Origin of the sequence: Vibrio sp. S457-15, from assembly GCF_000960545.1 — a bacterium.
Lineage (GTDB): Bacteria > Pseudomonadota > Gammaproteobacteria > Enterobacterales > Vibrionaceae > Vibrio > Vibrio parahaemolyticus.
This window is the reverse complement of record NZ_JYOQ01000174.1, coordinates 365107-392091: the sequence shown is the minus strand read 5'-3', so window position 1 is coordinate 392091 and position 26985 is coordinate 365107. Positions and strand designations below refer to the sequence as shown.

29 protein-coding genes are annotated in these 26985 nt (G+C 45.8%); 18 read left to right on the top strand and 11 right to left on the bottom strand.

The genetic code is table 11. From position 1 onward, the window contains the following. Positions 1 to 6 precede the first annotated feature (6 nt). From UF05_RS19115 to UF05_RS19105, 3 genes are all read left to right on the top strand, one after another. Positions 7 to 1731, top strand: a complete 1725-nt coding sequence (locus tag UF05_RS19115) for a putative 2-aminoethylphosphonate ABC transporter permease subunit (protein ID WP_045546306.1) — start codon at positions 7 to 9, stop codon at positions 1729 to 1731. 9 nt (positions 1732 to 1740) lie between these two features. Further along, positions 1741 to 2445, top strand: coding sequence for a phosphonate utilization transcriptional regulator PhnR (gene phnR, locus UF05_RS19110; RefSeq protein WP_025501404.1), 705 nt, complete (start codon positions 1741 to 1743; stop codon positions 2443 to 2445). 65 nt (positions 2446 to 2510) lie between these two features. Next, a complete protein-coding gene (locus UF05_RS19105) occupies positions 2511 to 3419 on the top strand; it encodes an EamA family transporter (protein ID WP_029855382.1) in 909 nt (302 codons plus the stop codon). 53 nt (positions 3420 to 3472) lie between these two features. Here the strand turns inward: UF05_RS19105 and UF05_RS19100 are convergent, their stop codons facing one another. Next, the gene (locus UF05_RS19100) at positions 3473 to 4024 is read right to left on the bottom strand and encodes an outer membrane beta-barrel protein (RefSeq protein WP_017448000.1); all 552 of its coding nucleotides are present in this window, start codon (positions 4022 to 4024) and stop codon (positions 3473 to 3475) included. Between the two features lie 51 nt (positions 4025 to 4075). Next, a complete protein-coding gene (locus tag UF05_RS19095; protein WP_005481513.1) occupies positions 4076 to 4984 on the bottom strand; it encodes a VirK/YbjX family protein in 909 nt (302 codons plus the stop codon). A 425-nt stretch (positions 4985 to 5409) separates the two neighbouring features. Here UF05_RS19095 and UF05_RS19090 point away from each other — a divergent pair, with 425 nt between their 5' ends. From UF05_RS19090 to UF05_RS19065, 6 genes are all read left to right on the top strand, one after another. After that, positions 5410 to 5769, top strand: coding sequence for a DUF3316 domain-containing protein (locus UF05_RS19090; RefSeq protein ID WP_025794640.1), 360 nt, complete (start codon positions 5410 to 5412; stop codon positions 5767 to 5769). A 233-nt stretch (positions 5770 to 6002) separates the two neighbouring features. Next, positions 6003 to 7403 carry an FAD-dependent oxidoreductase gene (locus UF05_RS19085; RefSeq protein ID WP_045546305.1) on the top strand — a complete coding sequence of 467 codons (1401 nt, stop codon included), beginning with the start codon at positions 6003 to 6005 and terminating at the stop codon, positions 7401 to 7403. Positions 7404 to 7516: 113 nt separating this feature from the next. Further along, on the top strand, positions 7517 to 8641 hold the full coding sequence (locus tag UF05_RS19080; protein WP_045546304.1) for a M14 family metallopeptidase: 1125 nt from the start codon (positions 7517 to 7519) through the stop codon (positions 8639 to 8641). Between the two features lie 454 nt (positions 8642 to 9095). After that, positions 9096 to 10073 carry an OmpA family protein gene (locus UF05_RS19075; RefSeq protein ID WP_015312861.1) on the top strand — a complete coding sequence of 326 codons (978 nt, stop codon included), beginning with the start codon at positions 9096 to 9098 and terminating at the stop codon, positions 10071 to 10073. 204 nt (positions 10074 to 10277) lie between these two features. Then, entirely contained in the window at positions 10278 to 11147 is an 870-nt protein-coding gene (locus tag UF05_RS19070) for a LysR substrate-binding domain-containing protein (RefSeq protein ID WP_045546303.1), read from the top strand. A gap of 165 nt (positions 11148 to 11312) precedes the next feature. After that, positions 11313 to 12092, top strand: a complete 780-nt coding sequence (locus UF05_RS19065; protein ID WP_029831374.1) for a phosphotransferase enzyme family protein — start codon at positions 11313 to 11315, stop codon at positions 12090 to 12092. On the opposite strand, the gene UF05_RS19060 is transcribed toward UF05_RS19065, so the two are convergent. Continuing rightward, a complete protein-coding gene (locus tag UF05_RS19060) occupies positions 12089 to 12964 on the bottom strand; it encodes a LysR family transcriptional regulator (RefSeq protein WP_005463979.1) in 876 nt (291 codons plus the stop codon). The genes UF05_RS19065 and UF05_RS19060 overlap by 4 nt on opposite strands. 208 nt (positions 12965 to 13172) lie before the next feature. Here UF05_RS19060 and UF05_RS19055 point away from each other — a divergent pair, with 208 nt between their 5' ends. After that, positions 13173 to 13409, top strand: coding sequence for a hypothetical protein (locus tag UF05_RS19055; protein ID WP_005464033.1), 237 nt, complete (start codon positions 13173 to 13175; stop codon positions 13407 to 13409). Between the two features lie 93 nt (positions 13410 to 13502). Here the strand turns inward: UF05_RS19055 and UF05_RS19050 are convergent, their stop codons facing one another. Then, positions 13503 to 14999: a peptide MFS transporter gene (locus tag UF05_RS19050; protein WP_045546302.1), complete on the bottom strand. Its 1497-nt coding sequence runs from the start codon at positions 14997 to 14999 to the stop codon at positions 13503 to 13505. A 359-nt stretch (positions 15000 to 15358) separates the two neighbouring features. Further along, positions 15359 to 16729 (bottom strand): L-serine ammonia-lyase, encoded by a 1371-nt coding sequence (locus tag UF05_RS19045; RefSeq protein WP_045546301.1) that lies wholly within the window; start codon positions 16727 to 16729, stop codon positions 15359 to 15361. Between the two features lie 158 nt (positions 16730 to 16887). On the opposite strand from UF05_RS19045, the gene UF05_RS19040 reads away from it, so the two are divergent. Then, on the top strand, positions 16888 to 17730 hold the full coding sequence (locus tag UF05_RS19040) for a YdcF family protein (protein WP_045546300.1): 843 nt from the start codon (positions 16888 to 16890) through the stop codon (positions 17728 to 17730). Here the strand turns inward: UF05_RS19040 and UF05_RS19035 are convergent. Beyond that, positions 17720 to 18376 (bottom strand): hypothetical protein, encoded by a 657-nt coding sequence (locus UF05_RS19035; protein WP_025794648.1) that lies wholly within the window; start codon positions 18374 to 18376, stop codon positions 17720 to 17722. The genes UF05_RS19040 and UF05_RS19035 overlap by 11 nt on opposite strands. A gap of 252 nt (positions 18377 to 18628) precedes the next feature. Continuing rightward, positions 18629 to 18889, bottom strand: a complete 261-nt coding sequence (locus tag UF05_RS19030) for a putative hemolysin (protein ID WP_045546299.1) — start codon at positions 18887 to 18889, stop codon at positions 18629 to 18631. A gap of 333 nt (positions 18890 to 19222) precedes the next feature. Here UF05_RS19030 and UF05_RS19025 point away from each other — a divergent pair, with 333 nt between their 5' ends. Beyond that, on the top strand, positions 19223 to 19741 hold the full coding sequence (locus UF05_RS19025; RefSeq protein WP_045546298.1) for an NUDIX hydrolase: 519 nt from the start codon (positions 19223 to 19225) through the stop codon (positions 19739 to 19741). 500 nt (positions 19742 to 20241) lie between these two features. Here the strand turns inward: UF05_RS19025 and UF05_RS19020 are convergent, their stop codons facing one another. The 4 genes from UF05_RS19020 to flgA all read right to left on the bottom strand — a co-directional run bounded on the left by UF05_RS19020 (position 20242) and on the right by flgA (position 22644). After that, positions 20242 to 20988 carry a lytic transglycosylase domain-containing protein gene (locus UF05_RS19020; protein WP_005481481.1) on the bottom strand — a complete coding sequence of 249 codons (747 nt, stop codon included), beginning with the start codon at positions 20986 to 20988 and terminating at the stop codon, positions 20242 to 20244. Next, positions 20969 to 21406, bottom strand: a complete 438-nt coding sequence (flgN, locus tag UF05_RS19015; RefSeq protein WP_005463929.1) for a flagellar export chaperone FlgN — start codon at positions 21404 to 21406, stop codon at positions 20969 to 20971. The genes UF05_RS19020 and flgN overlap by 20 nt, the downstream gene beginning before the upstream one ends. Positions 21407 to 21429: 23 nt before the next feature. Beyond that, positions 21430 to 21711: a flagellar biosynthesis anti-sigma factor FlgM gene (flgM, locus tag UF05_RS19010; RefSeq protein WP_005464040.1), complete on the bottom strand. Its 282-nt coding sequence runs from the start codon at positions 21709 to 21711 to the stop codon at positions 21430 to 21432. 135 nt (positions 21712 to 21846) lie between these two features. Beyond that, positions 21847 to 22644, bottom strand: coding sequence for a flagellar basal body P-ring formation chaperone FlgA (gene flgA / locus UF05_RS19005; RefSeq protein WP_079725731.1), 798 nt, complete (start codon positions 22642 to 22644; stop codon positions 21847 to 21849). Between the two features lie 78 nt (positions 22645 to 22722). On the opposite strand from flgA, the gene flgB reads away from it, so the two are divergent. From flgB to flgG, 6 genes are read left to right on the top strand one after another with little or no spacing between them, the layout of a single operon-like run. Next, a complete protein-coding gene (gene flgB, locus UF05_RS19000) occupies positions 22723 to 23085 on the top strand; it encodes a flagellar basal body rod protein FlgB (protein WP_005463947.1) in 363 nt (120 codons plus the stop codon). 2 nt (positions 23086 to 23087) lie between these two features. Further along, positions 23088 to 23522: a flagellar basal body rod protein FlgC gene (gene flgC, locus UF05_RS18995; protein WP_005464013.1), complete on the top strand. Its 435-nt coding sequence runs from the start codon at positions 23088 to 23090 to the stop codon at positions 23520 to 23522. Continuing rightward, on the top strand, positions 23522 to 24205 hold the full coding sequence (gene flgD, locus UF05_RS18990; protein ID WP_045546297.1) for a flagellar hook assembly protein FlgD: 684 nt from the start codon (positions 23522 to 23524) through the stop codon (positions 24203 to 24205). Before flgC ends, flgD begins: the two co-directional genes overlap by 1 nt. A gap of 26 nt (positions 24206 to 24231) precedes the next feature. Beyond that, positions 24232 to 25428 carry a flagellar hook protein FlgE gene (flgE, locus tag UF05_RS18985; protein ID WP_020841769.1) on the top strand — a complete coding sequence of 399 codons (1197 nt, stop codon included), beginning with the start codon at positions 24232 to 24234 and terminating at the stop codon, positions 25426 to 25428. 12 nt (positions 25429 to 25440) lie between these two features. Then, positions 25441 to 26172 carry a flagellar basal body rod protein FlgF gene (locus UF05_RS18980; protein WP_005464045.1) on the top strand — a complete coding sequence of 244 codons (732 nt, stop codon included), beginning with the start codon at positions 25441 to 25443 and terminating at the stop codon, positions 26170 to 26172. 25 nt (positions 26173 to 26197) lie between these two features. Then, entirely contained in the window at positions 26198 to 26983 is a 786-nt protein-coding gene (gene flgG, locus UF05_RS18975; protein WP_005481471.1) for a flagellar basal-body rod protein FlgG, read from the top strand. Positions 26984 to 26985: the final 2 nt, after the last annotated feature.

Sequence of the window (26985 nt, the reverse complement as noted above, 5' to 3'; positions counted from 1 at the left end):
GCAAACATGGATGCGAAGACAATGACGATGAATAGCCTGACGACTCAAGACAAAGCGAAATCAATGATGGGACGCATTAGCCGCGACAATATCGTGCTGTTTGGTTTGTTGGCGGGTCTTTCCACGATGATGATCTTGTTCATCTTGATGCCATTGTGGGCGATGCTGGCCAAAAGCGTACAAAACAGCGATGGAGAGTTTGTTGGGTTAGCCAACTTTGCGACTTATTTTTCTTCTTCAAGCTTGTGGGTTTCCGTTGGTAATATGTTTAGTTTGGGACTCGTTGTAACGACGGTGGTCGGTATTCTGGCCTTTGGTTACGCTTACGCACTCACGCGTTCATGCATGCCATTTAAAGGTCTATTTCACATCTTAGGTACCGCGCCAATCCTTGCCCCCTCGCTTTTGCCAGCGATCAGCTTGATCTTCCTCTTTGGCAATCAAGGGGTTGCGAAAGAGCTACTTGGTGGTCACTCAGTGTATGGTGTGATTGGTATTTCAATGGGGTTGATCTTTTGGACCTTTCCTCATGCTCTGATGATTTTGACCACTTCGCTGCGTACTTCCGATGCTCGTTTGTATGAGGCCGCTCGTGCTCTAAAAACCTCACCGATGAAGACCTTTTTTATGGTGACGTTACCTGCGGCGAAATACGGTTTGATCAGCACTCTGATTGTCGTATTCACGTTGGTGATTACCGATTTTGGTGTGCCGAAAGTCATTGGCGGAAGCTATAACGTTCTGGCAACCGACATCTTCAAACAAGTGGTGGGCCAGCAAAACTTTGCCATGGGTGCAGTAACCAGCATCATGCTGTTATTTCCTGCGGTAATGGCGTTTGGTGCAGATCGTTGGGTGCAGAAAAAACAAAAGAGCTTGTTTGATACTCGCTCTGTACCTTATCAACCAGAACCCAACAAAACGCGTGATGGCCTTTGCTTTGTATACTGTTCACTGATTTCTGTCGCAGTACTGGCAGTGTTAGGCATGGCGGTGTACGGCTCTCTAGTGACATTTTGGCCGTGGAATAAAGCGCTGACGCTGAACAATTACAACTTTGCTGAAATGAGCACTTACGGTTGGAGCCCATTCTTCAACTCGTTAACGCTGGCAGGTTGGACTGCGCTGATTGGTACCGCTGTGATTTTTGTCGGTGCCTACTGTATTGAAAAAGGTCGTGCGTTTGGGCCAGTTCGTCAGGCGATGCAAATGCTGAGTGTGGTGCCGATGGCGGTGCCGGGCATGGTTTTGGGTTTGGGATACATCTTTTACTTCAATGATGTGAACAACCCATTGAATGTGCTTTACGGTACGATGGCGTTTCTGGTGATTAACACCGTAGTGCACTATTACACAGTCGGCCACATGACAGCGTTAACCGCTCTCAAGCAACTGCCTTCAGAGATAGAAGCGACGGCAGCATCGGTCAAGCTGCCTCAGTACAAGTTGTTCTTCAAAGTGACCTTACCGGTTTGTATGCCTGCTGTTTTGGACATCGCAACCTACTTGTTTGTTAATGCATTGACCACCACTTCTGCGGTAGTATTCCTGTACTCAACCGATACGATTCCTGCTTCGGTATCGATTCTAAACATGGACGATGCAGGCCAAACGGGCGCAGCTGCTGCGATGGCCGTGATGATCATGATTGCAGCCGCGATTGCGAAGATCGTTCAGATGACGTTGGGGAAGTGGTTAGAAAGTCGCACTCAGGCTTGGCGTAAAAGATAAGGACACCTCGTGCAGTACGTAAAAATTAAAGATTCGATTGTTGAACAGATTGAAGCGGGCATGCTATCACCGCGTCAGAAATTGCCTGCGGAGCGCAAGTTGGCGGAGTCGTTCGACACAACCCGAGTTACGTTGCGCGAAGCGTTGTCGTTATTGGAAGCCGAAGGGAGAATTTATCGTGAAGATCGCAGAGGCTGGTTTATTTCACCTGAGCCACTACGCTACGACCCTACTCAAACACTTAATTTTCCGAACATGGCGAAAGCGCAAAATCGCGTGCCAAAAACGGAGCTGATTGCGGCAAAGGGCACTTTAGCTAACAAGCAATCTGCGCGCTTGTTACAACTGCAGCCGTTTTCCGATGTTTTTCGTGTTGACCGCGTTCGATATTTGGAAGACAGACCTGTGGTGTATGTGACCAACTATATTCGCCCAGAGCTCTTCCCCAATTTATTGAGCTTTGATTTGACCAACTCGCTGACCGACATTTATCGCGAGCACTTTGGTGTGGTGTATCAGAAGACGCGTTACCGTATTTCTACCAGTACCTTGCTTGGTGAAGTCGCGCAAGCGTTGCGAGCAACATCGGGCACTCCGGCAATGGTTGTTGAACGTACTAACTATAACCAACATGGCGAGTTGATTGACTGCGATATTGAATACTGGCGTCACGATGCCATCAGTATTGAGTCGGTGGCAGAGCTCAATCACTAACGTTCGCATTTTCATATTCAAAGGCTCCATCTCGGAGCCTTTGCTTTGCCTAAACGGGAAAACAAATGGATTTCTTGGCAATCGCACTCGTTGTATTTTCTGCGGTTTTGCATGCTGGTTGGAATATCTTGGGTAAAAACCATTCCGGATCAGGCGTGGCATTCACGATGGCTGCAAGCCTGTCTGCTTGTGGAGTGCTTACCCCATATCTGATTTGGTATTTAACCACGCTCGGTTGGACTTCGTTGCCAGTTGAGTTTTGGGGAATGCTGGCTTTTAGTGGAATAGCGCAAATTGTGTATCTCGTCGGTTTGATCATGGCGTATAAACATGCCGATGTTGGTGTGATTTACCCAATTGCACGCGCTTTGCCGGTCATGATGGTGGGAGGGTTCAGTGTTGCACTCGGCCATGCGCTTTCATCTCAACAGTGGCTTGGTTTCGTGTTGATCACCTTTGGCTGCATTTTGGTGCCGTTGACTCATGTTCGCCAAGTTTCTTTGGTGGCGTATCTAAATGTAGGCGTGTTTTGGGCGTTGATCGCAGCAATTGGCACGGCAGGTTACTCTGTGGTGGACAAAGAGGCGTTAACACTACTGACTCAACAAGCATCAACTATTTTCAACGATCAATACAGCGCGATCTTCTATCTTGGTGCGCAGTTTTGGGCGATGGGTTTACCCGTTTTACTTTGGTGTCTGATCACCGGAAATGATCAAGAGTTGCAGGCGGCTTGGCGAATCCGAAAAAGTGCAAGTATGGCTGGCATTATGATGGCATCGACTTATGGATTGGTTCTGTTTGCGATGACGATGACAGACAACGTGAGCTTAGTTGTCGCGCTGCGCCAGATCAGTATTGTATTTGGCTTACTGATGGGCATTTGGTTGCTTGCGGAAAAATGGTATCTCACCCGAGGTATCGGTGTGGCTTTCATCCTGGCAGGCATTGTGTTGTCTTTAGAAGGTGCTTGAAGCACATAAACTAAAGGCACCGGAATTCAGGTGCCTTAGAAAAGAGGGATGAGTTAGAAACGCATTTGTGCGCCAAACATCACGCCACCAGAATCAAAATCGCTGTTTTTGGCGTAATTGTATTCTAAGTTCAAACCAAAGTGTTTATAGCCCCAAGCGACACCAGCTGCGGCTTCTCCGCCAAGGCTAGACTCGTCATATTCTTTATTCTGGCCATTGTTTTTAAGCGTGTAACTTAACGTGTAGTAAGTGATACCGCCTTTACCGTAAAGCTCAAAACCAGCACCCAAAGGGTAGCTTACGTAACCGCTGATTCGCGGACCGCCATAACTCACGTCGGTGATTTCTGATATTGGGCTAATGAGTACAGAACCAATGCCGTTAAACGCGCCTTTGTAACCTGCTTCAAGGCCGAAGTTTTGGTCGAACATGTAACGGTAATACACATCCCCTAAGAACATGTCGCCGTCATCATGGCCATTATTGACGTCGTAACTAACGTCACCATAGCCTAAATTCGCCCCCACAATGTGTTTGGTTGGCTCGGCATGAGCGGTGACAGAAAGTGCAGACAACAAGCATGCTACGGCGTATTTGTAAGACATAAGGACTCCGAATAGTAAACGAATAAACAAGATGTCGCGTGATACGCTGGATTAACGCAGACGCGTCGCAAACTCAGCTTTGGTGTTGTCTAGCCACTCATAACGACGGCGGTACATCGAGCGTTTGGAGCGAGACATTCCCTCAGTATCGCGGCGCGTATCATTCACTTTTAATGCGTAGAAATGGCGGTTGTATTCAATGCCTCCCAACTCTTGCCATAGTGCGTCGTAGTCGGTTTTGATGCGTCCTTTACTGTAACGTCGTGCTGCGTATGTGTGAGATTGCGTTTTTACGGCGAGTATGGTGTTTACTTCCCAGACTTGAGCGATGAGTGTTAGCAAACTCACCATCAAGCTTTTTGGTCGCTGACCGTACAGTTTTCGAGTCAGTTTTTTGATTTTTGCGTTGTTTTCTTCACTGCTTCGAGGGCCTTGTAGGCCACCAATCATAATGCAGCGCCCAGTGTCTACATGACCAACGGTAAACGAAAGTGTGTAGAAGTTGCCGTCTTCAGCGCTGTGCAGCACAAGACTCATGTCGCCTTCTTTTTGGTAACGTGCTTCGTAAACCAATCGAACCGAGTACTCGATGTCATCGATTTCAAATGAGGTCAGCGTTAAGCCTTTTGAATCGGTGTAAATCTCGGCAATGGTCTCTTTAGAAAGCAGTTCTGAAATCGTTTTGTAGTGATCAACCACCAAGTTAGAGCGATCAAAGGCGGAGTTATTCTTGATGATGTACGGGCGAAACGGTTTTTCTAGGAATCGGTGTGTACGCGTACAAAGCATGTCTAACAAAGACGATTCAATGTTGTTCGCAAGGTGTTTGAATGCTCGTTTGTAGTAAAGCGCACGCATGATGAACTTCATTCTATATACCCAAATAGGGTTATAGGTGTTGGCGTACTCATCAGCATAGATCACTTTGGTATGATCAAAAATGGATTTATTTGCAGTCATTTTCACTCCCGACTCACTTAAGAGCTTGTCTTAACTGGGGTTCTGTTTTAACAGCACGGGAAATACAGCGAGGAACACGAAAAATGGAGAGATGCACAAGGCATAAATAGGAGGTGTGTTCTTGCTGATTCCAACGTACTCAAAATTAATTTTGAACAGTGTTCGTTTGTTCGGGATTCTAAGAGAAAAACCACAGCAGGTATTGTATGAGTGAGTAAGGAAGTGTCAGGGATAGGTCTTTGCTAGAGCATATTTCAAGTTTGAAAAAGATCGAAGTGGGTCATAAACAAAAGCATGCACAGAACCAAATTGAACAAAACTTGAACATAATTTGAAATTAATTTGACGTGCTACAGGTCTTTATACGTAACTTATAGGTATCGAACCAATGCAGGTTCGATAGTAAGGAAGTAAAGGAGAGGTTTATGAAACGCTTAATTACTTTAGCAAGTCTTCTCGCTCTGACTACTGCACCTTCTGTTGTATTTGCTGGTGGCTATCAGTGGACGAATAATACGCAAACTATTCACGGTGGTGTCGTGGATAGTAAAGAAGCGGCTTACGATATGGGGCGAGTTATGCTCCAAGATTACCAGAACAAATCGTCTGGCCAGCTTAGAGATGAATTTACTCGTAAGTCTGAGTTTGTGGATCGTCAGTCATTTTCGATTACCGATTCAAAAGTGACGGTCGATGAATTTATGGAAAGTAATGGTCAGGTGACTTACCAGCCAGTAGTAAATGTGACATACGAATACCGTATGCGCGAGCCTGGTAGGTACTAACTGACGCTATTCCCCTTAATCTATCCCTAATAGTTAATATCATTGCATTTTTTGGAGGAGCCACGCTCCTCCTTTTTTGTGCTTTTCGATTCTTTAAAATCGCCCGTCATTTTGCCGCGTGGCGTCATTTTTTCTTACGCGCAGCGATAGTTTTTCTTGCTCGTTGAAACTGCGCATCGTTTGTACAGTGAGCTTCTCGAAAACAAGTTCGTGAATGACACGAAGGAAAAACAATGGCACACCTATCTTACTGGTTTAAGCAAGCGCTTGAACTTGAACAGCCTCAACCAGCTAAGCCACTGAATGAAGATATCAACGCTGATGTCGCGATTATTGGCGGTGGTTACACCGGACTTTGGACCGCCATTATGATCAAACAGCAAGCACCGAAAAAGCATGTTGTTGTGATAGAAAAGGGGCTGTGCGGTAGTGGCGCGTCTGGAGCGAATGGTGGTTGCATGCTGACTTGGTCGACAAAGTTTCCGACCTTAAAACGTTTGTTTGGTGAAGCTCAGGCTGCTTGGTTAGTCAAAGAGTCCGAACAAGCCGTGCTTGAAATTGACGCGTTTTGTAAACAGCACCATATTGATGCTCAGTTGTCGCTTGAAGGCGTGTATTACACTGCAACAAATCACGCGCAAGCGGGCTGCATGCAACCTGTCGTCGATGAGCTTTCACGTTTAGGCGTCAATAGTTGGCGTCGCTGCAAAGAAGATGAGCTGCACGCAAATACAGGCTCCCCCCGTCATCTTGAAGGTTTCCATTCTTCGGTTGCTGCTAGCGTCCAACCCGCGATGTTGGCTAGAGGTTTGCGCCGAGTTGCATCAGAAATGGGGATCGAAATCTTCGAAAACACACCAATGACCAAATTGGATTTTGGCCAACCAGCTACCGTGAGCACTCCTGACGCACAAATAAAAGCAAAGCAGGTCGTGCTGGCATTAAACGCATGGATGGTGGAGCACTTTACGCAGTTCAAAAACAGTATCGTGGTGGTTTCTTCCGACATGGTCATTACCAAACCGCTTGGTGAGTCGTTACGAAAAACGGGCTGGCAAGCGGGAACGAGCGTGTTGGATTCGCGTATTTTTGTTCATTACTACCGCGATACGCCAGATGGTCGCCTCATGTTAGGCAAGGGAGGCAATCAGTTTTCTTTCAACAACCAAGTGGACGTGATGTTCAATAAACCAACTCGTTATCAAAATCTTCTAAGGAAGTCATTCGATAAACTGTTCCCGAGTTTGAAAGAGGCGGAGTTTGAATACTCATGGACAGGAGGATCCGATCGTTCAACCTCCGGCTTTCCATTTTTTGGGAAGTTGAACGAGCAACGTAATGTCTTTTATGGTTTTGGTTATTCAGGTAATGGTGTTGCGCAGACTCGCATGGGCGGAAAAATCCTCTCTTCTATGGTGTTAGGGTTGGATAACGAATGGACTCGAAGTGGCTTAGCCAAAGGACCATTGGGGCATTTCCCTCCAGAGCCGTTTCGCTGGATTGGCGCAATGACGGTGCGTAATGCAGTACGCCGAAAAGAAGAGGCAGAAGATTGTGGTCAAAAACCATTTATCTGGGATAAGTGGCTGGCAAAACTTGCAGGACCAGCAGGCAAAGCGGATAAGCTCGACTAAACTGAAGACTTTAGCCACAAACGAGACAGTTTGCAGTGAAAGTCGTTGGGGCGGACTTTCGCCTTGTGTTAGCCTCTCTCTTTCAAGCTCAGATTCAAAAGGTGAGTAACAGAATGAAAATATTCAGCAACTTCGACAGCGGTAGCATCCATGTCGTTAAAGCGGATGATAAAAATGACATCCAACTGAAAATCCCTAACGACAACATGTCGGAATTCTACCAATGGTTCCACTTCCGCTTAGAAACTGAAGCAGAGCAGTCACACACCATCAAACTGCTCGATCTAGCGAAGTCAGCATACCCTGAAGGTTGGCAAGGTTACGACGTTGTTGCGTCTTATGACCGTGAAGAATGGTTCCGTATTCCTGCTGAATTTGATGGTGACACATTAACGTTTACTGTGATCCCAGAGCGCGGCTCTATCTATTTCGCATATTTTGCACCGTACACTTATGATCGCCATCTCGATCTACTGCACATGGCGCAAAGCGCGCACCACTGCAAGCTAGATACACTGGGTCATACCCTAGATGGTAACGACATGAGCCTACTGACTTTTGGTGAGCCAGAAGAAGGCAAAAAGAAAATCTGGATGATCGCGCGTCAGCATCCGGGCGAAACCATGGCCGAGTGGTTTATGGAAGGTATGATTCAGCGTCTGCTGGATGAAAACGATACGGTTGCCCGTGCATTACTTGAGAAAGCAGTGCTTTACGTTGTACCTAACATGAACCCAGATGGTGGTATTCGTGGTCACCTACGCACGAATGCGGTTGGTGTAAACCTAAACCGTGAATGGCAAACGCCTTCAATGGAGAAAAGCCCAGAGGTGTTCCTTGTTCGTGAACGCATGCTCGAAACGGGCGTGGATATGTTCTTAGATGTTCATGGTGATGAAGCGATCCCATACAACTTTGTTGCAGGCTCTGAAGGCATTCCATCGTACGATGAAAACTTAGCGGCGCTGGAAAGTGCATTCAAACAAGCACTGTTGACTATTACGCCAGAGTTCCAAGATGAAATTGGCTACGACAAAGACGAACCAGGCAAGGCAAACCTGACGGTTGGTTCAAATTGGGTTGCCGAGCAATTTAAGTGCTTATCGTACACAATTGAGATGCCATTCAAAGACAATAACAACCACCCTGATCCGTTGTACGGTTGGTCTCCTGAGCGCAGCGTGATGTTTGGGCAAGACGTGCTTGCAGCAACACTTGCGGTGACTGACAAAATTTAAATGCAATAGTTCCACAGCATTGATTCATTACCGAACAGCTCATCTTTGATGGGCTGTTTTCTTTCCTGTTATTCGCATTTCTTATTGTAAAAATTAGTTGCCATTCATCCATTTACTGAGTTCTTCTCAAGTTTGAGAAATTGCAAAAATAGGGTGATTTGCATCACAGAAAAGTGCTAAGAGTGTGATATTCTCCGCAACGAATTGACTATGGCTAAACCAATGTCGTTGGATTTTCTCCTCAAATGAGAGCCCACGTTTAGATAATTAACGTGTGATCGAGAGGTGGTGTTATCCGTGTTACATCATTGGCGTTCGAATATCATTTTTTGATTCCTTCCTACGAAATTTAGCTGTTTCTATTCAACTAAAAAGAGAAAGTTGCGGCTTCACATGATAAGCAGCGACTTGCTTAATTTGTGTTGCTTTGTGTACAAGAAAAAGGAAAAAAATAATGAAAAAAATCGCTATTGCAGTGGCTACTGTACTTGCTGGTGGTGTGATCTCTAACGTTGCACTTGCTGACACTTACATTGGCGGTAAAGTAGGTTACAACTCTCTAAACGATGCATGTTACCTAAACGAACCATGTGACGACGACAGTTTCGCAGCTGGTATGCACATTGGTTACAACTTCAACGAATACGTTGCTGCAGAATACGGTGTTGATTACCTAGGTGATTTCACGGCTAACTTCAAAAAGCCTGGTCTAAACACAGTTGATGGTGACCTTTGGGCGTTGACTCTAGCTCCTAAATTCAACCTACCTCTAACAGATTCTTGGAACCTGTTTGCTAAAGTAGGTGCGGCATACATGATGGCTGGTGACGAGAAAGACTTCGTTCCAACTGGCTCTCTTGGTGCAGAGTACAAAATCAACTACAACTGGAGCCTACGTGCTGAATACCAACGTTACCAAGACATGTCTGACGACATCATTGATGACATGGATTCTGACTTCTTCGGTATCGGCTTCAACTACAAGTTTGGTTCTGAGCCAGTAGTTCAAGAAGAAGCAGTTGAAGAAGTGGTAGAAACACGTCCATCTACTCGTATCGTTGAGCACGTGTACCCAGCTCAAACAGCAACAGTACAATTCGGCCTAGAAAGCGCAGAAGTGAAAGATGCATCAGCACTTTCTGGTACAGTTGATCTAATGAACACTTACCCACAAGCTAAAGTTGAGATCACTGGTTACAGTGACACAACGGGTTCTGCTCAGTACAACCAACAGCTAACTGAAAAGCGTGCTAAAGCGGTTGCTAATGAATTCGAAGCGAAAGGTATCGCTGCTGACCGTATGACAGTTAAAGGCATGGGTGAAGCAAACCCAGTTGCTAGCAACGAAACTCGTCAAGGTCGCGAAGCGAACCGTCGTGTGGAAGTAGTTGTTCCTGCGTTTGAATACCAAACGACTGAACAAGCTCAATAATTTGTTGCTATAGCCAACAAAGCAAAAAGCCAGCGTTTATCGCTGGCTTTTTTGATCTTGTCTTCAAACTTATGCTTGGATGGAACCGAGACGGTTGTTGGGCTGTATATTGAAATGACGGCGGCGGCGTGCGCTTTGCTTGTTGTTCATCATTCTGTCATCACAGATTCATAATATCGATGCTCCGTTTAGTAGGAGAGCATGATGCAAAACCTCCCACCACTTAATGCCCTGAAAGCCTTTGAAGCAACAGCCCGTTTGCGAAGCTTTACAAAAGCTGCAAAAGAGCTAAATGTCACTCGCGCGGCGGTCAGTCAGCAAGTTAAATCGTTGGAACTTCAGTTAGACGCGATACTTTTTGAGCGCAATGGTGCGCAGCTTTTATTAACGCAAGCTGCCCAAGCCTACTTACCTGTTGTTAGCCAGACTTTGCAGATGCTATCTGTAGCAACTCAACACCTTTTTGCTCGCCAGAAAAATACTCAACTGACGCTTCATGTCGCTCACAGCTTTTGTTCTCAATGGTTAATGCCGCGCTTGGCTGATTTTCATCGTCAGCACCCTGATGTCGTGATAAAAATTTCAACGACTGCCAACACGGTGCCGAATGCTAGTGCCATTGCGGATGTGGAGATCATCAACGGTTATGGAGAGTGGCAATCAGAACAGGCTGTTCAACTTACCCAAGAAAACTGGATAGTGGTGGCGAGCCCTGGTTTTTTAAATCTTAATTCGGTCATTCATCTTACCGATATCGCGCTAGCGCCTAAACTGTGCACGGGCGGATACCATGAATCGTGGCAAGCTTGGCTGTGTTTTCAGGGCTATGAAGGCAAAATGAGTAAACCTATCGCCGAATTTGAACATTCCTTACTAGCCATTCAAGCGGCGGTGAATCAGTTAGGCATACTGCTTGTTAGGGACTTTTTAGTGGAGGATGAGCTACAACAAGGACTTTTGGTTCCGATTGGTGGATGGTCAATGCCAAGCGCCAGCGCGCACCATATAGTGGTAAGGGAAAGCGATAAACCGCAAGTTGAGGTTTTTACTCATTGGGTCATGCAAAGCCTATAAGCTTAAAAGTCCAGCATCTTCGAATAAGTGAAAGTGGTTTCCTGCGATTGAGCTAACAAAGTTGGGTGCTTTTTGGTCGGTAGTTAAAACAAGATTCGTTACTTAAGGTATAAAATGACGCTTGTTTCAATCGTCGCCCCAAATCTGATCGAACAAGGAAAAGTCATGGAAATGCTACAAGGTGGTCGGGATAATGCCATTTATCGTACAGGTGATCGTGTTAGCCGTCCGGCAAGCTCTTGGACGATGACCGTCCACCAGTTGTTAAATCACCTTCATTCCAATGGATTCACGCAATGCCCCAAAGTGATTGGGATTGAGGGTGGTAAAGAGTGGTTGAGCTTTGTGGAAGGAGATACCTTCAACTATCCACTGCAAGGTTCTATTGCTTCTGTTACTGCACTTTTATCCGCGGCCAAAATGTTGCGTAGAATGCATGATGCTTCAGAAGATTTTCTCATTTCACATCAAAGCGAAGTGTGTCATTGGATGTTACCTGATCGCGCTCCCCAAGAGGTGATCTGTCATGGGGATTTTATGCCATACAATGTTGCACTAAATGGTGAAACAGTGGTTGGTGTATTCGATTTTGATACCGCACATCCTGCTCCTCGTTTATGGGACGTTGCTTTTTCCATTTACGGTTGGGCTCCTTTTAAAACGGATGAAAATGACCGAATGGGCAACTTGGAACAGCAAATTCAACGCGCCAAGCTGTTCTGTGACGCGTATGGCTGCTCGAAATTAGAGCGAGAAAATCTGGTGGATGTGATGACGTTAAGGCTCACGGCTTTGGTTGATTACATGAGATTCATGGCAAGCAGCAGGGATGAGAGATATCAAGCTAATTTGGAAGAGGGACATCACATCGCGTATTTGCAAGATATCGATTATCTGCGTCAACATCACCAAGCGATTACTTTGGGCATACTAAAAGAACGTTAGTTTGCAATCACGTGTTTAATCTTATCAAATAACCATAGATTTAACGGTGCGTGTTGCTGTGAACGCCGACAACTCATCACGTAGCTGACATTCAATTCTAAGCGGTTCGGTAGTGCGATACTTCTGCATCCCTGCGGGACATGGTCACTCATCGTGATACCGAAATGATCGGTTTGAAGGATGATTTTGTGGATCATCGCTGGGTGTTCTATTTCCACTTTTGGCGACGCATTAAAACCAATGTTCTTCAAGCGTTCCAACAGAGGGTATCGGTAGTCATTCCATCCTGGTGTTTTGAAGAGTAAAAAGGGGTAGAGCTGCAAGTCATCAAAATCTTGCGCTGGATGCTCTTTGCGAACAAAAAAGACGGCCTTTCCTTTTCCCAACTCTTTTTGTGCGACCGATTGAGGTAAGTCCTCATCAAAGTAGTGGATTGCGACCGCATTTTCACCATCTATTAAACGGTTTTTAGCCTCGTTTCCCCAGCGCAGAAACGAAAATTTGGCTCGAGGTGCTTGTTTTAGCAGGCTCAAGTAAAGCTCATCGCCGAAGTAATCCCAAAATAGCGTGTTGGCATAAATCGACAGTTGCCCATCAAAGGTCTCTGGGGAAAAGTTTTGCGGCTTAATGGAGTCCACACTCATCAGAATCTGTTCGAAGTGTGCCATGTTTGTTTCGACAAACGTCGTCGGCTCAAAGCCATGTTTCGTTTGCACAAACAGAGGATCATCGAACTGGGTTTTCATCTTGGTGAGGTTTTTACTGATGGCTCCGGATGTTTTTCCTAACGACTCTGCGACTAACCGAACATTGCGCAGCTCATACATGCGCTTCAGCACGAGAATGTTTTGAATATCCAGATTAATCGCCATTCTTTACTCCAACAATTCGGCTCGCTTCACATCATAGCGTTGAGCTGATCATCCAAAGACAGCAAACGGTCAATTTTCTTGAGGCATCTATCGGAAGTGAAGAAAGGGGGATTTCCATTTGGTAAATCAGGAGTTTCCTCGTCTCATCCCCTTTGCGTTGATACAGTTTCTACATCGACACAGGTACAGACAATAACAGAGGTGATGTATGAAAAAACTAATCGCATTAGGCTTGATGGTTTGCTCAGCGAATGTGGCATTTGCTGCGGATGGCTCATACACAGGTACCATTGACATGACAATGAGTAATACGAACCAAGTGGATGTTGAACGCGCAAACTCGCAACTTACGTTGAAAGGCCGTAATGAAGCGATGTACGGCGGCGTGATGATTCAAACCGATGCATCTACCCAACCCATTGAACTTCGTGGCCGCCGCGATTAATCGGTCACGTTGTCATTACGAAAATGCCGCGATGAATTCGCGGCATTTTTGTTTGTTGATTGCGTATGTAATCAAGTGGCGGTGCGAAAGCGATTAGCTCTGTACCTCGACACCCGCTTCAATCTCGACAGGTTGCGCTTGTGCTTCGCTTTCTTTTGCCGCATCCAGCATTTTGCGAATAACAACCGATGCTGCCATAGCAATCGCTACCATCACAACCGCTAGTACAGTAAGCAGTTGGAAGTAATCACCGTATACGGTTTGTACGATTTCTTGAGTGATCTCTTGGCCTTTTTCCATCGCAATTGACGTTGAGAAAGCGGCACCAACGATACCACTCAGTGCGATAGCAACGGAGAATAGACTAACCGAGAAGTTCTCGATGTGTTTTGGTGCAACAGACAGAATGAATGCCACAACCATTGAACCAACGATAACTTCCGCAATGGCTTGGAAGAAGTGAATCGCCAAGAAGATTTCAGGCATGATCACCACATCTTCACCAACGGTTGTGACCGCAAACGTTAGGATGCCAAATGCAATTGCAGTGAGTACAAACGCCATCGCGATTTTAGTCGCTGTCGAAAGGTGAACGTCGCGTTTTTCAAGCATACCGAAGAAACCCGCAACAATAGGGCCACCAACCATACACCAAAGTGGGTTCATTGCCATTGCTGCTTCTGGCTCAAGTGGGATAAAGCCAAACAGTGAGCCTTTCAAAGTATTGATTGCCACCATGTTCATTGACGTCATCATTTGTCCGTAGTAGACGAAGAAACACGTAGTCAAGAAGGTCACAATGAGGATGGTGCCCATCTTCAATGACTCGGCTTTGCTGGCTTTCAGCATTAAAGAGACGAAGTAAAGAATCGCAGCGCCACCGATGGCATAAACGATGTTTTGACCAATATCCATGTTTGAGAACATGAAGAACACCAACGCGATCATGGCGACGGAAATCAGTGCGAAGAATACCCAGTTTTTCAAGCTTACCGCTTTTTGGTCAAGTTCAGCGGCTACACCAGTTAGGCCCTTTCTGAACATCAATAACATCACAAGCGCAGCGCCTGCCATGACGGCAGAGATGGTAAAGCCGCCGTTAAAGCCAATTACCAGCACGATCATCGGGAACAGGTACTGGCCTAAAAAAGCGCCGACATTGTTCACGGAATAGTTGATTGGGTAACCTTTTTCGAAATCTTCTTGTGATTTAAAAGTGCGTTTGTAAAGACTTGGGTAAGAAGGTGACATCAAACCACGGCCGTAGCTTGCTAGAGCGATACCACACATCGATAAAGGAACGTTTGTCGTCGAAGCACCAAGTACCAGCAAAACGTAACCCGCAGCGAACGCCAGAAAGGCGATGGATAGAGAGCGGTAAGCTCCTAAAAACTTATCCGCAATAAATCCGCCAGCGATGGCAAACAATGGCCCAATGGCAGAAAAAGCGCCCACGATCATCATCGTATCGGCTTCGTTGTAATTTAGGTCTTCTAGAAAAAAGCGAGTTAAGCTCACTAGCACGCCATAAAATGATAAGCCAAACATCATTTGGCAGAACATCATAGATTTGTTTAGTTTATTCCACATAATTTTGTACTCACATTAGCGGAGAAAGATAGTGATTATTTCTGTTAAATGTTACTTAAACGAGATATTGAGTATTGAAATAATTGTCGCATAACTAACAAAATGCGCACTATATTTTCTAATGTGAAGTTTGTTATTTGCTTATCCGTTGTTCTAGATCAAGTTGAAAAATACAGTTATAAAAACCAATTTATAAATTTTTATCAAAATAAAATGCTAATAACGAATTTAATGTATTGAAAAATAAATGATGGAAAGCAGACGAGTATTGATACAAGGAAGGGAAGAAATCGCACTGTTGATGCTGAGTGCCACCAACAATGCGATGTGTAAAGAAAGATGCAAATTATGCGTACTTATTATTCACATGGTGGTGCCATATGGATGATTGCCAAGCCACCTAGAGATGTCTCGCGATATTTCTTATTCATATCTTTACCAGTTTGGTACATGGTTTCGATAACTTTATCTAATGAAATAAGACATTTGCTAGTGCGCTTTAGTGCCATTCGTGATGCGTTAATCGCTTTTACTGCGCCCATCGCATTGCGTTCAATACAAGGCACTTGAACCAGTCCCCCTATTGGGTCGCAGGTCATACCGAGAGAGTGTTCCATTGCAATTTCAGCTGCGATACAAATTTGCTCGTTGCTGCCTCCTCGCAAGGCGGTTAGGCCAGCCGCTGCCATAGAAGAGGAAACTCCCACCTCACCTTGACAGCCGACTTCCGCCCCAGAAATGGACGCGTTGGTTTTGTATAAAATACCAATCGCTCCAGCAACGGCGAGAAAGTCTTTTAGTTGCTTAAGGTCCAGCTCTTTGATGAATCGATGGTAGTACATCAATACTGCTGGGATAACACCTGCGGCACCGTTAGTTGGTGATGTGACGACTTGCCCGCCTGCCGCGTTCTCTTCGCTGACCGCAAAGGCAAACAAGTTAATCCAGTCCATGATCTCCATTGGATCACTTTCTACTGCTGCATTCGCTTCTAGTTTTTTCAACAGATTCGGAGCTCGGCGAGTGACGTTCAAGCCCCCTTCAAGGATCCCTTCAGTATCGAAACCACGCTGCATACACAGTGACATCACTTTCCAAATTTGTTCAGCTCTTTGGTCAATTTCTTCTTGCTCTCGAAATGCCAGCTCATTTTGCAGGATCATGCCACCAAGGCTGAGGCCATTTTTCTCTGCTTTTTCCAACATTTCGTCTGCGGATGAAAAAGGGAAAGGTACTTCTGCGCTGGCTTGTTGGCCGCCATGTTCGAGCTCTGCCGCTGTCGCAATAAAACCACCACCGATAGAGTAGTACGTCTCAAAGGCGACTTGAGCTCCTGCGGCATCGAGCGCGGTGATCGTCATACCATTTTCATGCAGCGGCAGGTTGTCGCTGTGAAATACAATGTCGTGGTCGTAGCTAAACTCAATTTGATGAGAGCCAGCTAACGATAATGTATGGTTTTCGATGGTGTGTTGCAGTGCACTTTTGGCACTGGTCATTTTGATGGTATCGGGCTTATTGCCCATCAACCCTAGCACCGTGGCTCGGTCGGTGTGGTGTCCTCTACCAGTCAGTGATAAAGAGCCATATAAGTCAACTTGCACCCGACGTACTTTCGCCATAGAGTCGCTAAGTAGTTGAGTGAAATGGAATCCGGCGAGCATAGGACCGTTAGTGTGGGAGCTGGATGGCCCAACACCGACCTTAAAAATATCGAAAATCGACAGCATAATTGACTTCCTTCAGCAATGAACCTTTCATAGGTCTCTAGAACAATATTGTTAACTAGATGTTAATGCCTGTAAGGCAGTTGGCAAAGAAGATTTTTGTAACTATGCCAAAGACCACACAACAGTGACTTTGTCGCAGGGGAAATTGAGAGAGAAGTATGAAGTTAGGTAACGTGGTCATCGTACTAGGTAAGCGATTGGTTAATAACCAATTGAGTGCCGAAGGCATCTCGAGAGTCGAAGCACTAGCCGCTAAGATCCTCGAAATGCCAATGGAGAATACTGCTCTTGTATTTTGTGGTGGAAAAACGCAAGGACAAAGCATTTCGGAAGCAGACGCTATGTATGCATATTTTCAGACCCTGAATACGTCGCTGGCCAAGCCTTTTCCGACAAGCCAAATTCTGCTTGAAAATCGCTCTTTGAATACGTTTGAAAACATGCGAAATGCAGCGAAAGTTCTGTGTGAAAGCGGTTTATTTCCGTTACCGTCCCAAGCGGCAGTTGAGGTCATTTTGCTATCAAACGCCTATCATCTTGAGCGCATATTAGAAATTCAAACGCTAATGGATGAGCAAGGCTTACTGCGCGTGCTCAAATCTCAATGCACGTCCGTGGGTTTAGACTTACACATTTCTCTAGATATTCAGAAGCACATTAGCGTGCCATACCCACATCAAGGACCACAGGCAGAAGCGTTTCTTTTACTTGATGAACTGACGACGTATCGAGTGTATCTGGAGGGCGTTAAAAGTGGGGCATTTCAACGAGATTTAACTAGCGTTCGAGCGCAGCCTTTGCTGCGGGCTAAACAAGCAATAAATCAACTTCGCGCTTTACCGTTAGAAATGGATGTTTTGCAGCAAATTGCGGAAATGAAAAAGGCCATCGAAATGACGGCCTTTGATGAGTCGGTTGCAACAGCAGAGCGAGCATTGGAAGTGTTTCATCCCATTTTAACTGCGCTCAATCGCCGTTTAGATCCCGAGTCTATTCAGTGATTTCGCGTCGCATACGAACAGCACTCAACGCAATCAGACAGTAGCAAAGCAGCTCCATGCCTTCTTCCGAAATGTTCTTAACATCGCGGATGTAGCTTTCATTCATGACTTGCTGCCAGAAGCTTCCCATGCCGTAAAGGCGAGAGAAAACAAGCAGTAGAACGACGGCACCAATCAAGAGCTTCATGTGCGGAACTTGTAGAATACGTGCCATTTCGTTCACTGTACCTTTACCACCTTGGTAAGCTTTTGCGCAAGCCAGAGCAGTGATGGTTAACGCAGGGAATACCCACGATCCGTGACGGATCATATCCATCCAGTAGTCCAGTTCGCGAATGATCAACACAGCGAAGAAGCCGGAAATCAAAATAGCGGCGTGTTTAACTTGTTCTTCTTGCTTAGAAAGCTGGAAGAACGACCATGAAGCAATCGCCAGCATGATCACCTGTAAGGTTTCAGTGATAGAGACTTCACCCAAACTTGATCCCAATACTACGTAATCAAGACGAATACTCAGATTGACGAGAATACTGATCGCAACAATCATCAATGCGCTTAAACACGATTTGTAGATGATGCGTTTTGACTCATCAGTAATCACGTTGTTTTGTGCCGTTTCGGCTTGTTTAACTATTTGTGTTTTCATCCTGACCACCTGTTTCCAGAAAAATGTGGAAGAAATGTGAATTTGTGTGATGTTTGGCATGATTTTATTGACCAAGTGGAAAGTATTGTCAGAGAAATGTCAGGAATAGAACGCTGTTCGATATTATATTTGCATACGGTAAAGTCAGAGTAGTGTGAAGTTCATGTAGGAAAATGCGGATACCAAAGAACAAAAAAGGAGCCGATTGGCTCCTTAGTTATTGAATAATATTACTATTTATTAGATTCGAGTTTATTGCTCGTCACTCTCTGTGTGGTTGTTACGGTAGTATTCCCACTGTTCAACACGTTCATCGTCAGAAAGCACACAGTAAGTTACACGCTCACCATTCTCTGACACAGTGTCCAGTTCGCCACCTTGTTGTACACAGTAAACGGCCGCCGGATTGGCAACAGAGGTGTACTCTGTTGAGCGAGTTGCGCCGTCATAGGTTGAACAACCAGCAAGTACCATTGTCCCTGCCATAGCCATCATTAAACTTGTTTTTTTCATCTTTATCTCCGCATGGGATAGGCGAGTATTGCCTTGATTATAGGCAACTTTCGTCAATTATTGTCTTATCGATGTTAAAAGTAAGAAGGGCGTAGACATATTTAGAAGAATTTTAGACATTTCTCATAAAGAGCTTGCTAGTACGTCACATCTGTTGCGGATACATAGTGAATGTATCGAGCGTAAGCCGCTCAACAAGACGCGAGCTCGTGAACGGTTTAGTACACTTTAATTGGTTAGGTATCGCTACTTTGGCTTGCTTATTAACACAACGATGATTTAAAGAGTGAACTCCGGTAGTATGCGCGCATCATATTTACGGCGGTATTTTCGATGAGACATTTACAATCGACCATTCATCCAGAACTCGACCATCTGGACGATAAAATTATCTTTCAGCGTAATGCAGCGCGTGCCATTGTACTTGATGGTGAAGATGTGTTGTTGCTCTACACAGAGCGTTATCACGATTACACGCTACCTGGTGGCGGAATTGATGAAGGTGAGGATGTGATTGCAGGGCTAGTCCGTGAACTCGAAGAAGAAACGGGGGCGCAAAATATTCATAGCATCAAACCATTCGGCGTTTTTGAAGAGTTTCGTCCTTGGTACAAAGACGATGCCGACGTGATGCACATGATTTCGTACTGTTACACATGCAAAATCGATCGTGAGCTGGGCGAGACAGCGTATGAAGATTACGAAGTGAAGAATGGTATGCGTCCAGTTTGGATGAATGTCCATGAAGCGATAGCACACAACGAAAAGACGATGGCAGAAAGCCCGAAGAAAGGAATGAGTATCGAACGTGAAACGTTCTTACTTCACCTGATCGCTAAAGAGTTGCTTTAGCTGTCACCAGAGTGCCGAAGACTGAGCTCATACCTATTGAATGGGAACGAGCTTCAGTAAGCGTTTTTAGAAGTGTTTAGGAAGATGTGCTTAGGGATTTCATCATTCACTTCTTTACGCGATTAAGCGCAATAAAAAAGTCCGAGCTCCCCCCCGGAACCCGGACTTATTCCAGACGCGCAAGCGAAGCGTCATCTCGATATTCTGAGTTTTGTTTCAAACTATGAAAACAATAGCCGTTTTATATTTAGTGTGTAAATAATTAATAGGTCCAACCATTGGTTTTCATCTTTTTTGCACACGTAATGTGATGCATATCTATCCAATAAACAAGTGCAAATTGGACTATTATCAGTAAACCACTACTCTTTCTTATTCTTGAGATACATTACCTTAACTTTTTTGCACACGTTTGCATCGAGATCACGAGTTTTTAAATTAGCAGAACAGGATCTTGTAATTTTACGTTCTTCTGACATTCGTTGTTTTGGTGATTATTATCACAAATTAACGAGTGGAGGAAGTCGACTAAAATCGATCAGAGGCTGTGATGGTGCCGCAGACTCAGCAGCAAATAAAAGCAATGGCTGAAAAGAAGAGTGTTGTAACTGCCCGATATCTATCAGTTTTTCCAAGGCAAAAAAACGACTGACGTATTGATGTGTTTCTTTTGGCAGAGTGAGCTGTTGGAAGTCATCGGTGCCCGCTTTCTTTATAGCGCGAGCAATTCGGCCTTCTCCTGCATTATAGGCCGCCAGCGTTAATGCGAGGTTTTGGTCAAACTTGTTGTATAAAAACGCCAGATAGTCCAATGCAGCTTTCGTGCTGGCTTGGGTATCGAAACGCTCATCCACATTCGAATCAACCGTTAAACCAAAGCGCATCGCTGTTGCAGGAATCAATTGCCATAATCCCGCGGCGTTGGCGTGAGAAACGGCTTTTGCGTTGTAAGAAGATTCTAGCATTGGCACCAAAACGAGACTTTTGGGCAGTGACTTGCTTTTGAGTTGCTTAAAGATGTGGTCGAGAAGTGGATTGACGGAAGTGAGACGTTGGTCGATTTGTAATTTATAAGGCGCAAGAACCTGATACTGCTGTTCTATATCAGTAGTATTGGGTTTTGCCTGGCAAAGAAAAGAAGTGCTGAACAACAAACAGGCAGAAATAAAAAGGCCTACAGTATCCAGCCGAGATGGCGGCTGAATCTGTAGGCAAGACGACCATCGTTTAAAACGATTTATCTTCATAAGTGTGTTGCACAGGTTGTTTGAGTTGACTGACTAACTCATGGAACGCAGCAGAGCTTTGGCCATTGCTCTGGTTGTATTGTTGGCACTGCTTGATGAGTGTCTCCAATAACGTCCACTGTTTTCTCGCTTGCGCACCAATCTTGGCAGGCAAAGCGTTGAAAATTCTTGTTACGCTGGAGTCATTACACGGTAACCCCAGCTCACGCATGCATTGGCTTCTTTCATTAGAAGAGCGGCTCAGCTTATTGAGTATTGGTGTTTGTTGCTGAACGTTGGTGTTCAGTGCCTCACCATCAAACTTCAGATACAACGCCTTTTGTTGTTGAAGTAGGGTCAATAATTGCTGATACAGTTTGATGTCTTCAGAAATTGAACGAACAAAATACTGAATTCGCTGCGATGCCGCGCTTGCCATGGTGTATTCCTAATGCTGTGCTTTTACTCGTGACCAGTATGGAATTGCATAATTGCCTTAGATAGCGCTTTTGTATCTAGGCTCAATTCGCCGCGTGCTAGCGCGTTACGAACTTGCTCAACTTTTTCCATATCGACGTCTGGTAGCGATTTCATTTCTGCTTGGGCACGATCAATTGCTGCTGTGTTTGCTTGAAACGCAGGCTCGCTTACCTTGGTTTGTTCCATTGTTTCAACAGGCTTTTTGCTTGCTTGCTGGAAATTTGTTTGTGGGACATGACCGCCCGCGACTTTGTCGATTTTCATGCTGTGGTCCTCATCATCATGTTCTAAATCCAATAGGCGACAAGGATGTGGTGAACATTAAATTTTATTTTTGTACTCGATACTCACGCGATGTGACGAGAGGCAAAATTGAAAAATGTTACGTTGAGTCCAAAATCAAAACTGAGTATGAACTTGGTTTCTTCCTGTCACAACCGCTCGAATGACTCTTCCAGAACTGAGGTTTTCTACCTCAATCTGTTGGCCTTTCGCTCCATCTTCTAAGGCGACACCTTTGGTGCTTGCACTAAATCCATCTTTGCTAGCAATGATGATGATTTCATTGCCTTTCTCAATAAGAGCGGGGGCACTTAAGTTGGTTGGATCGACGACTTGTCCGGCGCGGAGTCGACGCGTGGTTTCTAAGCCGATGGCGTGTTTAGGATCGGTGTAGAAATCGTCCGAGCGCGAAATGGTTCGAGTTTCCAATTTCAGATGATTGGCTGTCACCACTTCACTGCGACCTACAGTCGTCGCCGCAACCACCACTGGCAGTGTGACCGAGGATTTGATCGTGACATTGATTCGCCATGGAGCAGTGAGATCTTCGCAACTGACGGAACGCTTTAAGTTACCGACTGGCAAAGGTTGGTTATCGCGACCCGTGATCACCAATTTGGCATCGCATTTGGGTAAATGGTTGGCAGAACCTGGCACCCACAAATCGTACTCCAGTTGGTACTCGCCCCACTGGTTGGACTTTGCTACGCGGTCTACTTCTTGTTCAAAATGTTTCGCGACAACGGCCTTTAGCTCCTCCGATGAGAAGGTGGTTTGGTCCGTGTTGGCGAAAGTTTGTCCTGCCGAAAGAATTCCTAATAACAGTATCCACTTTGAGGAAATTAGAGTTTTCCCCCTAATTTTTTTGCTTTCCGTAAACCGGAAGTTTGGTTTCCACTCTTGTCTGTAAGTCATTGATAAATATAAATAAAATTTATGGCACGTATCTTGTTTGTATCTTGGCGTATTCGAGCCGACTGTAAGGAAAGATGCATGGCGATCACATTTGAAAATGCTTTAGGTGTACATCCAGAGGCACTCAATTTTCGCGTTCAGCGTACCAAAGTCCTCGCCAGTAACCTAGCAAATGTTGACACCCCTGGGTACTTGGCGAAAGACCTAAGTTTCACCACTGTTATGAACCAGATGTCGACAAACGGTGTGAGTAATTCTGTACCTAAGCTGCAGGTTCAGGCCCAGTATTCGGTGCCGTACCAAAACAGTAAAGATGGCAACACTGTGGAACTTGGTGTTGAACAAGCGAAATTCACCCAAAACAACATGGACTTTCAAACCAGCCTGACGTTTCTCAACATGAAATTTAACGGCTTGGCGAAAGCGATTGAGGGACGTTAATTATGTCATTCACTGATATTTATTCGATTACTGGCTCTGCGATGACGGCGCAAACCGTTCGCCTAAACACGGTTGCCAGTAACCTTGCGAACGCGGATGCGGTGTCTGCAAACCCAGATGATGCTTACAAAGCACTTAAACCTGTGTTCGCTACCGTGTATCAAAAAACGCAAATGACGACAGAAAACGGCATTTACCCAAATGCTGAAGTTCGTATTGTCGATGTGGTGCAAAACAAAGGTCAGGCGGAAAAACGCTTTGAGCCAAATAACCCACTCGCTAACGGCGAAGGTTACGTTTACTACCCAGACATCGACGTGGTTGCGGAAATGGCGGACATGATGTCAGCGACTCGCAGCTTCGAAACGAACGTGGAAGTGTTGGCAAATGTGAAAAGCATGCAGCAAGGCTTGCTTCGTTTAGGGCAGGGTAGCTAATGAGTCTTGCACAGTACACGGCATTATCGTCGGACGCTCCGGTTAAAGCGGCAGCCAAAGAAAATAGTGGCATTGCGCCAAACCCAACGGATAAGAACAGCGCGTCTTCACTTCAAAATGAGTTCATCTCTTTGATGGTGGCGCAAATTCAAAACCAAGATCCGTTAAACCCGTTAGATGGCACAGAGTACGTCGGTCAGTTGGCGCAGTTCTCTCAAGTTCAAAGTACCGAGAACATGTCGAAGGTCATGCAAAACAGCATGGTGCTACTCGACAACATGCAAGTGCTATCGACCGCCGGTTTGGTTGGTCAAACGGTTTACGTGAATTCAAAAGAATTCGAACTGGGTGATGGTGCGCAAAACGGCAAAATCGAACTGAGTCATGGTTCAAACCAAGTGACTTTAGTTGTGAAAGATCAGTTCGGTCAGAAGACGAACGTACCACTTGGCGCTCACGGCGCTGGTGACGTTGAGTTCTCAATCAATCCAGAAGAGCTTGGCTTAAAGCCGGGCAAATACACGGTATCTGTAGAAGTTCAAGAAGGCCAAGCGAGCCCGAATGTTCTACTGGCTGGCACTGTTGAACAGGTTTGTATTCCGAGTTCAGGTGGCGCACCATTGGTCAATGTTAATGGCGTTGGCAACGTTCCTTTCTATCAAATCACTCAGTTTGGTGCTTAACCAAATAAGCAAATCAGAGGTCTTTTATGAGTTTTAACATCGCACTTAGTGGTCTGGACGCGACCAATACAGAGCTAAACACGATCAGCCACAACATTGCCAACGCTTCAACGTATGGTTTTAAAGGTGCGCGCACAGAGTTCGCAGCGGTATACAACGGCATGCAACCTGGCGGCGTAGAAGTTGCGTCTATTTCGCAAAACTTCGATAAAAACGGTTCAATCACGGGTACTGGTCGTTCAATGGACTTGGCGATCAACGGCAGCGGCTTCTTTGTGACAAAAGATCACATGGGTCAAACGCTTTACACTCGTTCTGGCGTATTTGGTACGGATAAGAGCAACTTTGTAACTGCGAACAATGGCGCGAAGTTGCAAGGTTACAGCGTAGATAGCAACAACAACTTGATGACGGGTTCTGTAGGTAACATCCAAGTATCAACATCGTCACTCAACGCGAAAGCGACAGATAACCTTGATTTTGTTGCGAACTTCGATGCAAGTGCAAAAGCGATTGATAAAGCGGTAACGCCGTTCGATCCAGCGGATCCAACTTCGTTCAACTCTTCTTACACGACACAGGTGTACGATTCACTTGGCAACTCTCACACCGTGACGCAGTACTTCACTAAAACGGCAGACAACGCATGGGAAGTGAACGTGCAAGTCGACGGCGGTAAGACTCCTGTTTCAACCATTCCTGTGACGTTTAATAAAGACGGTACGTTAGCTGCGCCAACAGGTTCTTTCAATGTGGCATTTCCAGCTGCGGGCGCAAACGCAATGAGCGTTGATATCAACCTAAAAGGCAGCACGCAATTTGGTGCCGCGTTTGGCGTAAGCACAAACAGCCCGAACGGTTACACATCTGGTGAGCTTGCAGGTGTGCGCGTAGAAGACAACGGCATGGTTTACGCAACTTACACTAACGGTCAATCACAGCTTCAAGGCCAAGTGGTTCTGGCTGATTTTGCTAATACGCAAGGTCTAGCAAAAGTGAGCGGTACTGCTTGGACACAAAGCTTTAGCTCTGGTGCGCCGATCATGGGCGTTCCGGGTTCTGGCACGCTGGGTAACTTGACTCCAGGTGCATTAGAGGGCTCAAACGTCGACCTAACCAGTGAGCTTGTGGCACTGATGACAGCACAACGTAACTACCAAGCGAACGCAAAAACGATTTCGACCAGCGACAAGCTCACTCAAGCCTTGTTCAACGCGGTGTAATAGGAGTTCTGCATGGATAGCTTGTTATTTACAGCAACCTCCGGTGCAAGCCGAGTTCTTAAAGCGCAACACGTTCGTTCGAATAACTTGTCAAACGCGGATACCGCAGGTTTCCGTGCGGATATGGAACGTGTTCGTAGCGTGGAGTTACAAGGCCCGGGCTTTGATGGCCGAACCATGGTGGTCACAAACTCTGCATCAACGCGTTTTGATTCTGGCGACGTTGTGAAAACAGGTCGTGCGCTGGACGTTGCCGTCATGGGTGAAGGTTATCTTGCGGTAGAAACGCCAGCGGGTAACGAGGCTTACACGCGTGCCGGTAACATTCAAATCGATACCTTTGGCGCAATGTCTATCAACGGATTCCCGGTTGTGGGTGAAAACGGTCCGTTGGTGGTACCTGATTATCAAAAAATCGAAATCAGTGAGCGTGGCCTTGTCTCGGTTATTCCACCGGGCGGCGGTGCAGAAATCGCAGTCGGCACATTGAAACTGGTGAAGCCAGAAATCAATCAGCTGCAAAAAGAGAGCGACAGCTTGCTTCACAGTGTTGATGGTGTGCCATTCGCAGCGGATGAAACCGTGCAATTGGCACCAGAACACATCGAAGGCAGTAACGTATCGGCGATCGATGAGCTGATCGGCGTGATGTCGCTAACGCGTAACTTCGAGATGCAAGTACGCATGATGAAAACTGCAGAAACGTTGGCGCAAGCCGGTAACAAATTAATGGCGGCGAGATAAGTCTCGCCCCAAAAGGAGATAACCAATGCATTCGGCATTATGGGTAAGTAAGACAGGTATGGCAGCGCAGGACACGAAGATGACTGCCATTTCCAACAACTTAGCAAACGTAAACACCGTCGGCTTTAAGCGCGACCGCGTTGTATTTGAAGACTTGTTCTACAGCATTCAGCGTCAACCTGGTGCACAGGTGGATCAGGTAAACGAGCTGCCTAGCGGTGTTCAACTGGGTAGTGGTGTGCGCGTTGTCGGCACGCAAAAAGTGTTCACGCAAGGTAACACACAAAACACGACTCAAGACCTAGATCTAGCGGTAATGGGGCAAGGCTTCTTCCAGATTGAAAACTCTGACGGTCAGATTATGTACACGCGTAATGGTCAGTTCCACATCAACTCAGAAGGTTTGATGGTGAACAGTCAAGGTCTACCGCTTGAGCCACAAATTCAAATTCCTGACAACGCGACTTCTTTCTCGGTTGGCGTAGATGGCACAGTGACAACAACAACGGCAGACGATCCAACACCTCAACAGCTTGGCCAAATCACACTAGCAAAATTCATCAACCCAGCTGGCCTTGAAGCCGTTGGCGGTAACTTGTTCCGCGAGACGGAAGCAAGTGGCCCAGCCGATGAGCTGATTGCTGGCGCAGATGGTGCAGGCAGCATCAAGCAAGGCGCGCTAGAAGGCTCTAACGTGCAAGTTGTGGAAGAAATGGTCGACATGATCACGACTCAACGTGCTTACGAGATGAATGCCAAAGTCGTATCAGCAGCAGATGACATGCTGAAGTTTGTCTCGCAATCGATGTAATG

What these genes read in the sequence shown, in the direction of transcription:
- UF05_RS19115 (WP_045546306.1), top strand. Translation starts at nt 7, where the DNA reads ATGGATGCGAAGACAATGACGATGAATAGCCTGACGACTCAAGACAAA.
- UF05_RS19105 (WP_029855382.1), top strand. Translation starts at nt 2,511, where the DNA reads ATGGATTTCTTGGCAATCGCACTCGTTGTATTTTCTGCGGTTTTGCAT.
- UF05_RS19100 (WP_017448000.1), bottom strand. Translation starts at nt 4,024, where the DNA reads ATGTCTTACAAATACGCCGTAGCATGCTTGTTGTCTGCACTTTCTGTC.
- UF05_RS19095 (WP_005481513.1), bottom strand. Translation starts at nt 4,984, where the DNA reads ATGACTGCAAATAAATCCATTTTTGATCATACCAAAGTGATCTATGCT.
- UF05_RS19090 (WP_025794640.1), top strand. Translation starts at nt 5,410, where the DNA reads ATGAAACGCTTAATTACTTTAGCAAGTCTTCTCGCTCTGACTACTGCA.
- UF05_RS19085 (WP_045546305.1), top strand. Translation starts at nt 6,003, where the DNA reads ATGGCACACCTATCTTACTGGTTTAAGCAAGCGCTTGAACTTGAACAG.
- UF05_RS19080 (WP_045546304.1), top strand. Translation starts at nt 7,517, where the DNA reads ATGAAAATATTCAGCAACTTCGACAGCGGTAGCATCCATGTCGTTAAA.
- UF05_RS19075 (WP_015312861.1), top strand. Translation starts at nt 9,096, where the DNA reads ATGAAAAAAATCGCTATTGCAGTGGCTACTGTACTTGCTGGTGGTGTG.
- UF05_RS19070 (WP_045546303.1), top strand. Translation starts at nt 10,278, where the DNA reads ATGCAAAACCTCCCACCACTTAATGCCCTGAAAGCCTTTGAAGCAACA.
- UF05_RS19065 (WP_029831374.1), top strand. Translation starts at nt 11,313, where the DNA reads ATGGAAATGCTACAAGGTGGTCGGGATAATGCCATTTATCGTACAGGT.
- UF05_RS19060 (WP_005463979.1), bottom strand. Translation starts at nt 12,964, where the DNA reads ATGGCGATTAATCTGGATATTCAAAACATTCTCGTGCTGAAGCGCATG.
- UF05_RS19055 (WP_005464033.1), top strand. Translation starts at nt 13,173, where the DNA reads ATGAAAAAACTAATCGCATTAGGCTTGATGGTTTGCTCAGCGAATGTG.
- UF05_RS19050 (WP_045546302.1), bottom strand. Translation starts at nt 14,999, where the DNA reads ATGTGGAATAAACTAAACAAATCTATGATGTTCTGCCAAATGATGTTT.
- UF05_RS19045 (WP_045546301.1), bottom strand. Translation starts at nt 16,729, where the DNA reads ATGCTGTCGATTTTCGATATTTTTAAGGTCGGTGTTGGGCCATCCAGC.
- UF05_RS19040 (WP_045546300.1), top strand. Translation starts at nt 16,888, where the DNA reads ATGAAGTTAGGTAACGTGGTCATCGTACTAGGTAAGCGATTGGTTAAT.
- UF05_RS19035 (WP_025794648.1), bottom strand. Translation starts at nt 18,376, where the DNA reads ATGAAAACACAAATAGTTAAACAAGCCGAAACGGCACAAAACAACGTG.
- UF05_RS19030 (WP_045546299.1), bottom strand. Translation starts at nt 18,889, where the DNA reads ATGAAAAAAACAAGTTTAATGATGGCTATGGCAGGGACAATGGTACTT.
- UF05_RS19025 (WP_045546298.1), top strand. Translation starts at nt 19,223, where the DNA reads ATGAGACATTTACAATCGACCATTCATCCAGAACTCGACCATCTGGAC.
- UF05_RS19020 (WP_005481481.1), bottom strand. Translation starts at nt 20,988, where the DNA reads ATGAAGATAAATCGTTTTAAACGATGGTCGTCTTGCCTACAGATTCAG.
- flgN (WP_005463929.1), bottom strand. Translation starts at nt 21,406, where the DNA reads ATGGCAAGCGCGGCATCGCAGCGAATTCAGTATTTTGTTCGTTCAATT.
- flgM (WP_005464040.1), bottom strand. Translation starts at nt 21,711, where the DNA reads ATGAAAATCGACAAAGTCGCGGGCGGTCATGTCCCACAAACAAATTTC.
- flgA (WP_079725731.1), bottom strand. Translation starts at nt 22,644, where the DNA reads ATGACTTACAGACAAGAGTGGAAACCAAACTTCCGGTTTACGGAAAGC.
- flgB (WP_005463947.1), top strand. Translation starts at nt 22,723, where the DNA reads ATGGCGATCACATTTGAAAATGCTTTAGGTGTACATCCAGAGGCACTC.
- flgC (WP_005464013.1), top strand. Translation starts at nt 23,088, where the DNA reads ATGTCATTCACTGATATTTATTCGATTACTGGCTCTGCGATGACGGCG.
- flgD (WP_045546297.1), top strand. Translation starts at nt 23,522, where the DNA reads ATGAGTCTTGCACAGTACACGGCATTATCGTCGGACGCTCCGGTTAAA.
- flgE (WP_020841769.1), top strand. Translation starts at nt 24,232, where the DNA reads ATGAGTTTTAACATCGCACTTAGTGGTCTGGACGCGACCAATACAGAG.
- UF05_RS18980 (WP_005464045.1), top strand. Translation starts at nt 25,441, where the DNA reads ATGGATAGCTTGTTATTTACAGCAACCTCCGGTGCAAGCCGAGTTCTT.
- flgG (WP_005481471.1), top strand. Translation starts at nt 26,198, where the DNA reads ATGCATTCGGCATTATGGGTAAGTAAGACAGGTATGGCAGCGCAGGAC.